We start from the raw sequence: 12,259 nt of genomic DNA, 5'->3' as shown, positions 1-12,259 counted from the left end.
GGAATATGCGCTATATAACCAATCCTATTCTTAAAGGTTTTAATCCAGATCCGTCCATTTGTCGTGTAGGCGATGATTATTTCATCGCTACTTCTACTTTTGAGTGGTTCCCAGGAGTGCAAATTCACCATTCAAAAGATTTAAAAAATTGGGAGGTAATAGCACATCCTTTAGACCGCATTTCACAATTAGAGATGAAGGGGGTGCCTGATTCTTGTGGCGTCTGGGCTCCTTGCTTGTCGTATCATAAAGGGTTATTTTACTTGGTGTATACCAATGTAAAATCTTTTGATGGGGTCTGGAAAGATACCCCCAATTATGTGGTGACCAGTGAAGATATTTTAGGAGAATGGAGTGAACCTGCGTATCTAAATTCTTCGGGTTTTGATGGTTCTTTTTTTCATGATGGTGATAAAACATGGTTTATCACTATGCTGGTAGACCATAGAAAAGGGAAATTTTTTGGTGGCATCGAACTGCAAGAATTTCATCTAGAGCAAAGAAAACTGATCGGTGATGTTTTTTACCTAACTGAGGGCACAGAGATTGGCTTGTCGGAAGGGCCGCATCTTTATAAACGCAATGGGTACTATTACTTGTTGTTAGCGGAAGGAGGCACAGAATATGGTCATGCTGCTACGGTTATGCGTTCTAAAAGTATTACGGGTCCTTATGAGGCTAATACAAATAACCCTATACTTACCACAAGAAATTATCCAGACCATGCGTTACAAAAGGCAGGCCATGCATCTATGGTCGCAACAGCTTATGGCGATTGGTATATTGTTTTTCTCGTGGGGAGGCCTTTAACAAAATTAGGTTCTTGTATATTAGGAAGAGAAACTGCAATAGAAGAATTGGTTTGGAAAGAGGATTGGCCAGTGTTAAAAACAGAAACTAGCCTTCCTAGGCTTTTAATTCCAGCATCAAACCTTCCGGAATTCCTTCTAAAAAAAACGGAGCTAAGAGCTGATTTTGATACGGCAGAATTGAGTATTGATTTTCAGTCCTTGCGGGTACCCAAAACTTCGGATTGGTTTTCCTTAATAGAACGAAAAGGATACATGCGACTAAAAGGAAAAGAATCTTTAAGCTCTACTCATACCCAAGCTTTAATAGCCAGGAGACTTCAACATTTTAATGCAGAAATACAGACAAAAATAGAATTTGAGCCTGAAAATTTTCAACAATTAGCGGGCCTAGTTGTGTATTACAATACAGGACATTACCACTATTTATACCTTTCTATGGAGGAAGGAGAAAAAGTACTATCCGTACTTTCTTCTGATAATTTTGAAATTATAGAACAAAAACAAAGCTTCACTATTCCTAGTGGTATTCCTATAGTACTGAGAGCAATAATAGCTCGTGATACACTTCAATTTAGTTTTAGTAGCAATGAAATAGATTTTCAACCTATAGGAGCGGTATTGGATATGAGTATGTTGTCTGATGATTATGTACGGGAAGGTAGTGAGCGCTACAGACCTGCATTTACAGGGTGTCTTGTAGGGATGTGCTGCCAAGATTTAAAAACAAATAATAAAGAGGCGGACTTTGATTGGTTTGAGTACAAACCTTTAGAAGATCACGAATAGTAGTTAAAAAATAGAGCTATGAAATTTAACTTTTGGGTATGGATTGCGAGTGCAGTGTTACTTTTTTCTTGTAAAAATGGAGCAGAAAAGAAAACTTTAGGATCGGAAGTACCGGTTGCTAAAGTGGAGAGAAAACTAGCCAAATTTGAGCCTAAGGAGGGTGTTTTACTCTTTGTAGGGCAAGAACTTGAAGCGGTAGGCGGTTTAGAGGCGCATAATGATGGGTATCTAGATCATTTTCAAAAACCTGCCGGCTGGACGACCTACACGAATATCAACCCAGGAGAAGAATCATTTGGTAGAATACAAGAGGGTTTAGATGGCCTTTATGAAACTGCAGATTGGGGAGATAATGATTATAATGCAAGTTTACAACTCGCAGCACCAACCTATGAAAATATGGCATTGGCTATAGGCTTGCAGTTTGTAAATCATGAAGAAAAAATAGCCGATGGTACCCATGATCACTACATCTATAAACTAGCAGAATTTTTAAAATCTTTAGGAAAGCGACCTGTGTTTTTAAGGATTGCCTATGAATTTGATGGTGAGCCATGGAATCATTATGATAAAGAACAGACCTTGAAAGCCTACAAGCGTATGGTAGATATTTTGAGAAAAGAGGGCGTAACCAATACAGCATATGTTTGGCAATCTACAGGCTTTATGTCTCAGACTCAAGAAGAATTAGAATCATGGTATCCAGGAGATGCGTATGTAGATTGGTTAGGATTTTCTTTTTTCAATAGATGGGAAGATCAAAAAATGATTGCTTTTGCTCGTGAAAAAGGAAAACCTGTTTTTATAGCGGAAGCATCACCAACCATTTCAGGAAAAGATGCGAAGGCTACAGGAAATACAATAGAAACACAATTAAGTAATCCTGCGCAAGCAGAAGAAGCATGGCAAAAATGGTTTGTACCTTTCTTTAAGACGATAGATGACAACAACGATGTGGTAAAAGCAGTGAATTACATTAATTGTCATTGGGATGCGCATCCTATGTGGATAGACAATGCCACCTTTAAAAATATAGATGCACGACTACATTTAAGTGATACTATCAGCAAAAGGTGGGTCGCTAAAATATCAAAAAAACCATTTATACAATCTTCATCAAATTTGTATGAAGATTTGTATCAGAATAAGTAAGCTACTGCAGTTTTCGAGTAGAATTTCGGTAAATCAAATTGGTTTTAATCACCTTAGTTTCAAATGCGGTTGTTTCAGTTTCCTTTTCTTCAATACGCGCTATTAGTTTTTCGGTAGCTTTTTTACCAATATAATTCGCGTGTTGATTGATGCAGGTTACAGACGGAGTCACATATTTGTAGAGATTGCCATTGGTATAGCCTACAAAAGATAATTCTTCAGGTATTTTATATCCTCTAGATTGGGCAATTACCATGGTTTCTATGGTAGAGAATTCTTCTAAACCAATAATAGCATCAATAGTGGTGTAATCTAATAAGGTTTTTATTTCAGTTTCAAAATCATATTCTTTTTTTATCAACTTAACAAGCTTATCATTACAAGGAATATTATAGTCTTCCAAAGCTTTTTTATAACCGCTTATTCTATCTTTTACAATTCCTAAATCATGAAGCACACTAACAATGGCAATATTTTTGCAGCCTGTTTTAATTAAATGAACAGTAGCATTATACGCGCAATTAAAATCATCAATGATTATTTTATCACAGGTAATGGCATCACTCACCCTATCAAACATAACAATAGGCCCAGCTATATCTATAAAACTTTGCAGATGTTGGGAGTATTGCTGGGATTGGGTTTCTTCGGAAAGCGAAATTAAGAGTCCATCTACAGTGCCATTTTCTAGCATCGCAATAGATTCTACTTCTTTTTTTAACTCCCCATTAGAGATAATCACGATTAATTTATAGCCTTTTTCATTGGCAGTCTCTTCAATTCCGCTGAAGATTTTTACGAAAAAATTATTGTGGAATGTAGGGAGAATTACAGCAATAGTTTTAGTCTGTCTATTCAATAAATTTAGGGCTACCGTATTAGGTCTGTAATTGTGTTCTGTAGCGTATTTTTTTATAATCGCTTTGGTTTCCACACTAATTTCATGACTATCTTTTAATGCTTTAGATACGGTAGCAATCGATACATTAAGTGTTTCGGCAATTTGTTTTAAGGTGATTTTTCTTTTCATTTTATCGTATAAAAAGGAGCGTAGAAGTTGCTTGGCTTAGTGTGGTAAATATAATAAGAAGCAATAGCAGTGCAGATGAGGTATTCTTGAATCTAAGTCAAAGGCATCAAAAATTATATAGAATGACCGATTTTTGCTATTCTACACCTCGCAGCAGTACTTTTTAGAAGTAAGATGCATCTCTTTTCTTAAGAATTGGTAGACTTAATTAGTAAAAAGAGGAACAGAAGCATGTGATAAGAGAGTCATCTAAGTACTTATATAAGCCCTAGACTAGAGGCTACATAAACCAAATGCGTGGTGTTTGTCGCATTAAAATAATCTTTTAATTTACTGATGTTGGCTTCAATAGAGCGCACACTATTTGGAGAAATGTCTTGTTCTTTTAATAGTGCACTTATTTCATGTTGGGTATATCCTTTGGCCAAATATGCTAAGAGTTGCTGCTCATAGCCATCCAAAGCTAAAACATTTTTCTGTTGTAACACGGCAGTAGCTATGGGGCAGGTATATTTTTCATGATTGGTGATGGCTTTAATACTTTTTTGAAGTTCACTAAGACCATTTAATCCTTTACAGACATAGGCATCAATTTGTTGGTCGGAGAATAAGGTAGTGATGGTATGATGATCGTCTTCCACAGAAAAAACAATCACTTTTAAAGTAGGCTGTATGGCTTTTATGGCGGTAACAAGCTCTTGTCCGTTTTGGATGTTTTTCTTCGCCCTAGGATTTTCAAAAGACAAATCGGTAATCAGAAGATCATAAGGGGTCCCATCTTTTAGTGCCTTTTTGAGTTTTAGAAGCGCATCATCGCAATATTGAGAATGGCCAATTTGGGCATAGCCCATATTTTGGAGGGTAGTGGTAACCCCTAAGTTATTACTGTCAATATCTTCAGAAACAAAAATTCTATCCAATTGCATATCCTTTTATTAAATAGCAAACGTCAGGGTTACGGTAACCCCTTCCTTTGGTTTGGATTCGAAATTAATACTTCCTTTTATACTAGCTATGCGGTTTTCCACATTCTTAAGGCCATTTCCTGAAATTTTTTCATTTTTATCAAATCCTACCCCATTATCTACATACTTTATTAATATCTCTTTGGCATTTTTTACACAGGTAATTGCTACAAAAGTAGCTTCACTATGTTTCTTCATATTTACGAGTAGTTCTTGCAATACTCTATAGAGTTCAATTTTTGTTTTAGGGGCTATATCATCCCAAAAACTCAAGGGTAATTCTTTAGTGATTAATTTTGTGCTGGCAGAACTGTAGGAATTCAGAAGTGCAAAAAATTCTTTTCCAAAATTTTTTCCGGTATCAATCGCCGTAAATTCTTTAGAAATATCTCTTACTCTTTGGTAAATACTATCTAGTCCATTTAAAATAAGAGCATTTTTAGTATCGGTAGGAGTAGGTGTGTCTTGTTGCACCTGCGTCATTAAATAGAAAATATCATTTCCTAGTTCATCATGTAATTTTTTAGATAGGCGTAGCTCCGTTTTGTATGATATTTCTAGCTGCTCTTTTTGTTTTTGATGGTTTTTGTAATAGATTACAAAACCAATAACACCTAAAAGAAATACGGCAGCAGCCAGCGCCAAAATTTTTTGTTTTTCTTTGATTGCTACTTGCGTTAGCAACTTAAGATTTTCCTTCTCTAAGGCATCGTTATCATATTTCGTGGCCGCATAGATGGCGCGAATAGTTTGTCTAGATTTTTCTAGTTGATTTTGTAGTTGGGAATAGGTAATTGCTTCGTTAGAAATAGCTTGGCGCAAATCTCTTTTTAAAGGCAGAATTAGATCTAGAGCTTCTAGACTAGCTACCGGATTGTTTAATTTTTCAGCGTACGTATAGGCTTGTTGCGCATACCGCAAAGCTTTAGCTTTTTTAGTATCAAAATAAAATTCGGCTAAATGAATGTAGCTAGAGAACAAGCCGCTAGCGGAATTCAAAGAAGTCCGGATTCTTAAAGATTCTAAAAGCAGGGTTTCACTTTCGGGGTTATTGTCATCTTCTAGCCATTTAAAATGGCCCATATTACAAATAGCTCTAGAAAATTCAAAGAGGTTTTTACCCGCTGTTTCTTGGGCAATGCTATCTAAAATATGAATACTTGCGCTGTATTCTTTTTTTTCGGCTAAGATATTAGCTCTAGTAATAGTAATGATATGAATACTAGAGGGTAAAATTTCGGCCTTTGGGTTATTTTTTAGGATGTTAAAAGCCTTTGTGTTCCAACGGAGGGCCTCTTCGGGGTGTCCCAATTCTTTTTGAGCCACGGCAATGGTTTGGTAAAGTCCAATCGTAGCTTCTAGCTCCTCAGTATTTTCTAAATATTTTAATCCGTCAATGGCTGTGATCATTGCACCCGTATAATCTCCTAAGCTTTTTTGAATGTTTGCCATACCCAGTAGACGTTCTCCTGCAACGACGGTATCTTTTAAGGCTAAATTATGAGTGTAAGACTTATCATAATAAAAATAGGAAGAATCTAACTGGTTTAATTTGTCAAAATAATAAGCTTGGCGCCAATACGCATTGTCAATAGTACTGGTATCAGACCTTGTTTTGGCCGCTTGTAATAATTTCTTTGAATATTGAATAGCATTGGCGTACTCTTTCTTTTTTGTAAAAGCGCCAATTTGTTTTTTGATAATTTTTAAAGAATCGGGAGTTGATTGTTTTTTATTCATAGAAGAATCCGTAGCAAAAACGGAGTGTTGACTCACGAATAGAAGCAGATAAAAAAGGGATACAATAAACTTGTAATTCATCTTTCGAAAATACAAAAAGTGTTTACATAGTAAGGCTCTTTTTAAGGAGGAAATAAATAATTGTACTTCTTACATTTCTCTGTGTTCTTAAATGCACTATTTTTTTAGTAGTAGGTATACTAAGCTGGTTCTGTTTTCGTTTTTTTTCTGAATGGGTTGGCGAGTATTTTCTGTCCATTGTTTTACATAAACCTAGAAACAACCAAAACAAATAATAAGTACATCAATTATGAGAAAAACATATTACATTTTAGGCCTTTTTTGTGCATCAATTTTAGCGGTAAGTTGTTCCGATGATTCGGTCAGCGAAGAGTTTGAGGAAGCCAATGGTGATGTGGTACAAAAGTTAATTAAAACAGTAAACCTAAATTCTAGTGAGAATATGGAAGATGAGGGAATGCTCGAATTTTCTTATACGGCAGACGGCGCTTTAAGTAGTGTATCTAATGGTGAAGGTTCTAGAGACTTTCTTTACGATGGTGATGAATTGGTAAATGTTACTGGCGAAGAAGATGTTAATTTATCTATAGAAAAGCTGTATGAATCTCCTTATGATGCTTTTGAAACTGGGAATGTTCTAGAGTATGACGCCAACGGAAATCCTAAAATCATTGAATTTTTTGAAGAGGATTACGATTGGGAGACCGATTCGTACCTTTCTTATGTATATACTGCTGAGATAACCTATGATGAGGCTCAAAATCCTTTCTTCTATACTTTAGAAGCTGGTGGTATAATTGATGTATTGGATGGTATTCAATTAAACTTTAGTATGAGTCCTCAGTCTTCTGAGATTATAAAAGCAAGAATGCTTTTTCCTGTAAATAATCCGTCTAAGATTGTATATAAAAATGAAGACGGAGAAGTAGAATATACCATAACGGCCAGTTATGTATATGATGTAGACAACTATGCAACTTCAGGAGTTATTTCTTCTTCATCTGATAGAGAGCCTGATGCTTCTTATACTGTTCAGTTTACCTATGTTGAGTAGGTTTAACCAAAAGAAATAGGATAAAAAAAAGAGCTGTATGACCTAGTCATACAGCTCTTTTTTTATGAAAAATATAGAAAGCAGGATGAACTACCATTGCATTCATCCTACTTTCTTAGTTTGTAATGTCCTAATTAGGAATACCGATTAATTATCACCATCCTCTTCTTCTGCATCAGGGTCTTTTACAATAACCCCATCATCACCTTCTGTGGCGTTGAGGTTTTCATAGACCGTATCTTGGTCTGCAGTAGTTGTAGCATCACAAGAAATTAAAGATAGGTTGGCACTTAGTATTACGATTAAAAAAATTATTTTTTTCATTTTATGAGTTTTAAAAATTTGACATAAGGGTGGCTGTTCGGAGTATTCCGAATGTTATTTGCACCACATTGTAAAAGGTGTTGGGAGTACTCCTCTTTTGTTGGTTGGGAAGTGAAAAACACCTGTCGAAACTTTTAGTTACTTCCCAATAAACTATTGGTTTGTTCTAGGTGTTTTCCTAATGATGATAGAGCGGTTATCATGAATAGCCTATCAATCACAAGGCAAAGTAAGGGCTTAGGTTTTCTACGGAATGGAGAGAGGATGGAAAGTGTATGGAAAAGAATTTCCAGCAGGTTTTTTCCATATAATTTCCAAAAATGTAGTAGTTTTAGGGTACAACCAGACCAACCAAAATGTCCAAAAAAATAATAGCATTAGTCTTTGCAAAAGCAGAGAAGGAGATAGGACCTTCTAAGAAAACTCAAAGAGCACAGCATATCTCAGAGGTACTTTTGGAGGATTATAAATTTCCAATTAGTGAAAGAACTCTTCGCGATTACTATACAAGATTTGTAGAAAAAGATGAGGAAAATCTTGAGCCTATCAAACCTCAAGTAATTGAATATTTATGTAACTATTTAGGCTATAAAAATTATCCGGAATTTATTACGGCTCATCCGTCAGAACTTGAAGAGCCAAAGGTTATAGAGGAACCCGTTATAATGAAAGTCTCAGAACCAGAAATACAGGGACGACTAAAAGGTACTTCAGTTGGTTTTTTTAATCAGGGGAGTAGCAAAATTGTTTCGTTGCTATCGGTTGTTGTGATAAGTGCATTAACCTATTTCGGTTTTGTAAAAGAAGAGCAGAATTGTATGGTATGGCAAGAAGATCATTATGAGAAATCGGCATGTACAGGAGTAGCCCATGAGGAGCCTTATCAAGAATTGGTATTTCTTAATTTTAGAAAAATAAATGATCTTCAAGAGGTAAAAAGCAGGCGTGAGAAACACCAAGAACTTTGGTATGTTAAAAAAGGAGGAGAAGTAGAATTCTTTACCTACTATCATGAACATCCTATTTATCATAAAGGATTGCATAAAGTTACAGACTACATGTATAAAACCCATGTCTTAGATAAACTGGAAGAGTAAAAGTAGTTAGGCGTTTCACGAAGATTTCACTCGTAAAGCCAGTAGGCTACGCCGCCATGATGAGAGCAAGCGCCTCTGCCTGTAGCTGTAGAAGAAGTACCATCATTACAAATAGCGCCTACTCTAATCGTTGTAGTCGCTGCCTTTTTATAGGGTTTGGTTGTAACGGGTTGGGAGATTCCTAATTCGGTTTCTATACTTTTACGAGAAGCCTTAGAACGGTAGGTGGCGGGGACTTCAGGAGTTGTATACGTTTTGTTGGAATAAATTTCTGTAGGAGCTGTGCGCTGTTCCGCAACAGGATCTTGCTTTTGACTGTAGATGAGCAAGCCTAATAATGCTAGCGCAATACTAGTCTTAGGATATTTTCTAACAATACCAATCACAATGCCTAGAAATAAAAGTTTAAGAATCCATTCCATGTGCTGGTAGCGGTGTTAGAAAAGCTTGGTGCTTCAAAGTTCCTAACAAACATAGAATCATAAAACAAAATAACCTTGCGGTTTTCCGCAGGGCATAAAAATTAGGTGATTATATAACCTTATTTAGTTAGAATAGCTATTGAAATTTTGTCTTGGTAATTAACAATTCAACGGGAAGTCTACACGCTTTATTATTTTTCTATTACTATTAATAACTCCTGGTGTTTGATCCATTTATCTAGGTTTTTTTAAGAGCGCAAGCAAGCACGTGGCTCTGATTAATGGTTTGCTGCATTGCACTGTGTTCGTCATTGCGAGGCACTTTTGCCGAAGCAATCTGTTGCTTGTTTGATGAGATCTTCCCAATCAGGATTTTCTTTTTCTATCAAGGCTATTTTTTTTGCTCTATTGCCGGCTTTTAATTGTTTCTCTCTGGCAATGGCAGCTCCTATGTCTTGAAAGGCTTCATAATACACCAATTTGTTTGTGTTATATCGCGCTGAAAACGACTTTGGATAAAACTTTGTTTTATGCCGTTCTATACGCTGTAGCAAATTACTGGTTATCCCAACGTACAGTGTGGTATTGTTTTTATTAGCGAGTATGTATACAAAACCTGTTTTCATAAGGTCATTGCGAAGAGGGACGACACGGCAATTTACGGAAGCAATCTGCCTAATTCATATTCTTAAATAACAGCTTGATTTATTCCATTGTATTGCGCTAGCATAAACCTATCTTCTGAATATTCGTTAATCATAGACGTCGTAATTTATTTAACCGGGTTTGGTAGGCTTGTCTGTAATTTCGCTTCGTTTTTTCATCTAAAAAAGAAGCTTCAATTAATTTTAATACCGCATCACTTTTAGCCGTTAAAGACTTAAATACGTTATCTATTTGTTTTTTTGAAATCCCTGCTTGTTCGCCTAAGACATAAAACTGTTCTGTAACTTTACCTTGTTTTAAATTAGGTGGTAATAAATCATCTTCTAAAGCAAAATCTTTATCGTCTATATGTAATCTACTGTTTAGTAAATCGTAAGCCGGACTTAATTTAAAATCGCCTAAAGGTGTTTCTATCAGTGAGAAGTTTTTAAAATGCGCATCGCCATTAGAAAACAAATAATTAAAAAGAATAAGCTTAAATAGTTTAATAGATTCTACAGCATAGGCCGGAACGTACTTTTTTAAAATAGTAAACAGCTCTAAATAATTACCTCTATATTTAAAATCTTCGCCATGTGTTTGTGGTGTTCGTTGTGCTAAAGATGCAAAATCTTCTTGTGCCCATTTACGACCATCTTCTTTTACATCAAACCGTTTTGTAATATATGCAGGGTTACCATTTTTAAAGAAGATGAGTGCATTTTCGGCAGTTTCTATATTAAATACTTGTCTTGCTATTTGCATAGTTAGATGCTCGTTTGCGGGCATTTGATTGGCGTTTTTACCAACGTTTGGTATTGGTTTTAATATGTATTGTCCTTGTTCGTTTTCTTCGACTAAACGTAACTTGTTTTTTTCTAATAGGACCGAAAATTTTTCTTGCACACCAGAAATAGACATGCGTTTTCTGTTTTCTGTAAACAGCGCATCTGTAATGTCGTTGCTTGTTGGGGAATCGTAAGGTAAAAGAGGACTTACTTTTTTACCATTAAATACACGTCTTAAAGCGGTGTTACTATAAGAATCACTCTCTTTAGCAAGTGTACTTGGGCAAACTGTAATTTGTGGTATTGCCATTATTTGTCTAGTTTTTTAATAGTTACTGCACCAATAGTATCTTGTTTTGCTGTCGTTAACAAGATGCCAAAATGATCTTTGGTATCTATACGGTTTTGAAAACAAACCGTTTGCTTGTTAGAGCCTTCTGGTAACATATTATAAAAAAAAGAAAACAAATGTTTAGACGTATATTCTTGTTGTGTTTTAGGTAAGGTTAAACTAATTGCTGGTTTATTAATATCGTTAAACCAACTATCTTGATACGTAAACACAAAACTGGCATCGTCTAACTGTGTCAACATGCCTGCCTTTTCTTTTTTATATAGAACCTCAGCTTGTCTCATTATTTAAGTTCTTTAATCGTAAATGTTAATTCCATACCTAATGCATTACCCAATTTTTGTAACGTTTCTAGGGTTGGATTTCCTTTACCGCTTTCAAATTGTTTAAGCGTACGCAAACCTACACCAGAAAGGTCTGCAAGCATTTCTTGGGTTACATCTAGATTGTCTCTACGTGTTTTTATAGCTTCTATTAAATCTTTTGAGTGCATTATATGGCTCTTTTTATATAAAAATATGCCTTTTTATAATTTAAACCTAGGGTAAGTGCTTTTTAACGCACTATTTGTGGTTTTTTATATTTTCAGAATAATTAATTTGTTAAAAGTGCTTTTTATTGCACTATTATGTGTTTGAATATTTAAGAAATTTTTACTAAATGCTTAACAAACAATTCTATCATTTTTCTTCTATGCTGTTTACAATTACTCCAATTCCATTTATCATTATCAAAAATCTTTCACAAACGCTACCCTGATATCTTTATAAAGTTTAAGAATTTCAGTTAGTACCGCCTCAAGTTCGGCTTCTGCTTTGTATTTTGGAAGATTAAAATTTTCTCGAAAGCCAGGATGTAACTTTTCTGAAATAAAATCAAATCTATGGTAAAGTATCCAATCCTCATTACGGATTACATATAGACTAGGTTCAACAAGACCGTCATTTATAACTAATCCTAGATTTAGTTCAAATGCTTCATATTCATATTTTAAGGTAAAGAATTTGTCTTTTGATACATATGAGAAATTTTCATCCAATTTTTTTAGAATAGCGAGATACCGCTTTGTAT

Annotated in this window: 14 protein-coding genes; 4 read left to right on the top strand and 10 right to left on the bottom strand. The window is 35.2% G+C overall.

All coding sequences use genetic code 11. From position 1 onward, the window contains the following. Positions 1 to 5: 5 nt before the first annotated feature. Positions 6 to 1,598, top strand: a complete 1,593-nt coding sequence (locus M666_RS02110) for a glycoside hydrolase family 43 protein (protein ID WP_029444905.1) — start codon at positions 6 to 8, stop codon at positions 1,596 to 1,598. An 18-nt stretch (positions 1,599 to 1,616) separates the two neighbouring features. Continuing rightward, positions 1,617 to 2,750 (top strand): glycoside hydrolase family 26 protein, encoded by a 1,134-nt coding sequence (locus tag M666_RS02105; protein WP_029444904.1) that lies wholly within the window; start codon positions 1,617 to 1,619, stop codon positions 2,748 to 2,750. A 1-nt stretch (position 2,751) separates the two neighbouring features. On the opposite strand, the gene M666_RS02100 is transcribed toward M666_RS02105, so the two are convergent. From M666_RS02100 to M666_RS02090, 3 genes are all read right to left on the bottom strand, one after another. After that, entirely contained in the window at positions 2,752 to 3,780 is a 1,029-nt protein-coding gene (locus tag M666_RS02100) for a LacI family DNA-binding transcriptional regulator (RefSeq protein WP_029444903.1), read from the bottom strand. Positions 3,781 to 4,037: 257 nt separating this feature from the next. Next, positions 4,038 to 4,706, bottom strand: a complete 669-nt coding sequence (locus M666_RS02095) for a DNA-binding response regulator (protein WP_029444902.1) — start codon at positions 4,704 to 4,706, stop codon at positions 4,038 to 4,040. Between the two features lie 9 nt (positions 4,707 to 4,715). Continuing rightward, complete coding sequence (locus M666_RS02090) at positions 4,716 to 6,485, bottom strand: tetratricopeptide repeat-containing sensor histidine kinase (RefSeq protein WP_029444901.1); 1,770 nt, start codon at positions 6,483 to 6,485, stop codon at positions 4,716 to 4,718. 310 nt (positions 6,486 to 6,795) lie between these two features. On the opposite strand from M666_RS02090, the gene M666_RS02085 reads away from it, so the two are divergent. Next, complete coding sequence (locus tag M666_RS02085) at positions 6,796 to 7,560, top strand: hypothetical protein (RefSeq protein WP_029444900.1); 765 nt, start codon at positions 6,796 to 6,798, stop codon at positions 7,558 to 7,560. 147 nt (positions 7,561 to 7,707) lie between these two features. Here M666_RS02085 and M666_RS20450 read toward each other — a convergent pair whose 3' ends face one another. After that, positions 7,708 to 7,884, bottom strand: coding sequence for a hypothetical protein (locus M666_RS20450; RefSeq protein WP_155854880.1), 177 nt, complete (start codon positions 7,882 to 7,884; stop codon positions 7,708 to 7,710). A 356-nt stretch (positions 7,885 to 8,240) separates the two neighbouring features. Between M666_RS20450 and M666_RS02080 the strand changes: the two genes are divergently transcribed. Beyond that, positions 8,241 to 8,981, top strand: coding sequence for a hypothetical protein (locus tag M666_RS02080; protein ID WP_029444899.1), 741 nt, complete (start codon positions 8,241 to 8,243; stop codon positions 8,979 to 8,981). A 26-nt stretch (positions 8,982 to 9,007) separates the two neighbouring features. On the opposite strand, the gene M666_RS02075 is transcribed toward M666_RS02080, so the two are convergent. The 6 genes from M666_RS02075 to M666_RS02050 all read right to left on the bottom strand — a co-directional run bounded on the left by M666_RS02075 (position 9,008) and on the right by M666_RS02050 (position 12,227). Beyond that, positions 9,008 to 9,403 carry a DUF3761 domain-containing protein gene (locus M666_RS02075; protein WP_029444898.1) on the bottom strand — a complete coding sequence of 132 codons (396 nt, stop codon included), beginning with the start codon at positions 9,401 to 9,403 and terminating at the stop codon, positions 9,008 to 9,010. A 308-nt stretch (positions 9,404 to 9,711) separates the two neighbouring features. Continuing rightward, positions 9,712 to 10,029 (bottom strand): GIY-YIG nuclease family protein, encoded by a 318-nt coding sequence (locus tag M666_RS02070; RefSeq protein WP_024478939.1) that lies wholly within the window; start codon positions 10,027 to 10,029, stop codon positions 9,712 to 9,714. 130 nt (positions 10,030 to 10,159) lie between these two features. Then, a complete protein-coding gene (locus M666_RS02065) occupies positions 10,160 to 11,146 on the bottom strand; it encodes a type II toxin-antitoxin system HipA family toxin (protein WP_029444897.1) in 987 nt (328 codons plus the stop codon). Further along, positions 11,146 to 11,472, bottom strand: coding sequence for a HipA N-terminal domain-containing protein (locus M666_RS02060; RefSeq protein WP_024478937.1), 327 nt, complete (start codon positions 11,470 to 11,472; stop codon positions 11,146 to 11,148). The genes M666_RS02065 and M666_RS02060 overlap by 1 nt, the downstream gene beginning before the upstream one ends. Further along, on the bottom strand, positions 11,472 to 11,681 hold the full coding sequence (locus M666_RS02055; RefSeq protein ID WP_024478936.1) for a type II toxin-antitoxin system RelB family anti-toxin: 210 nt from the start codon (positions 11,679 to 11,681) through the stop codon (positions 11,472 to 11,474). Before M666_RS02055 ends, M666_RS02060 begins: the two co-directional genes overlap by 1 nt. Before the next feature lie 237 nt (positions 11,682 to 11,918). Continuing rightward, complete coding sequence (locus M666_RS02050; RefSeq protein WP_158400200.1) at positions 11,919 to 12,227, bottom strand: hypothetical protein; 309 nt, start codon at positions 12,225 to 12,227, stop codon at positions 11,919 to 11,921. Positions 12,228 to 12,259: the final 32 nt, after the last annotated feature.

Source organism: Cellulophaga baltica 18, from assembly GCF_000468615.2.
Lineage (GTDB): Bacteria > Bacteroidota > Bacteroidia > Flavobacteriales > Flavobacteriaceae > Cellulophaga > Cellulophaga baltica.
The sequence above is the reverse complement of the archived record's forward strand: the minus strand, read 5'-3'. Positions and strand labels throughout refer to the sequence as shown.

Bases quoted from the DNA above. Each gene is read 5' to 3' on its own strand.
- M666_RS02110 (WP_029444905.1), top strand. From the start codon at position 6: ATGCGCTATATAACCAATCCTATTCTTAAAGGTTTTAATCCAGATCCG.
- M666_RS02105 (WP_029444904.1), top strand. From the start codon at position 1,617: ATGAAATTTAACTTTTGGGTATGGATTGCGAGTGCAGTGTTACTTTTT.
- M666_RS02100 (WP_029444903.1), bottom strand. From the start codon at position 3,780: ATGAAAAGAAAAATCACCTTAAAACAAATTGCCGAAACACTTAATGTA.
- M666_RS02095 (WP_029444902.1), bottom strand. From the start codon at position 4,706: ATGCAATTGGATAGAATTTTTGTTTCTGAAGATATTGACAGTAATAAC.
- M666_RS02090 (WP_029444901.1), bottom strand. From the start codon at position 6,485: ATGAATAAAAAACAATCAACTCCCGATTCTTTAAAAATTATCAAAAAA.
- M666_RS02085 (WP_029444900.1), top strand. From the start codon at position 6,796: ATGAGAAAAACATATTACATTTTAGGCCTTTTTTGTGCATCAATTTTA.
- M666_RS20450 (WP_155854880.1), bottom strand. From the start codon at position 7,884: ATGAAAAAAATAATTTTTTTAATCGTAATACTAAGTGCCAACCTATCT.
- M666_RS02080 (WP_029444899.1), top strand. From the start codon at position 8,241: ATGTCCAAAAAAATAATAGCATTAGTCTTTGCAAAAGCAGAGAAGGAG.
- M666_RS02075 (WP_029444898.1), bottom strand. From the start codon at position 9,403: ATGGAATGGATTCTTAAACTTTTATTTCTAGGCATTGTGATTGGTATT.
- M666_RS02070 (WP_024478939.1), bottom strand. From the start codon at position 10,029: ATGAAAACAGGTTTTGTATACATACTCGCTAATAAAAACAATACCACA.
- M666_RS02065 (WP_029444897.1), bottom strand. From the start codon at position 11,146: ATGGCAATACCACAAATTACAGTTTGCCCAAGTACACTTGCTAAAGAG.
- M666_RS02060 (WP_024478937.1), bottom strand. From the start codon at position 11,472: ATGAGACAAGCTGAGGTTCTATATAAAAAAGAAAAGGCAGGCATGTTG.
- M666_RS02055 (WP_024478936.1), bottom strand. From the start codon at position 11,681: ATGCACTCAAAAGATTTAATAGAAGCTATAAAAACACGTAGAGACAAT.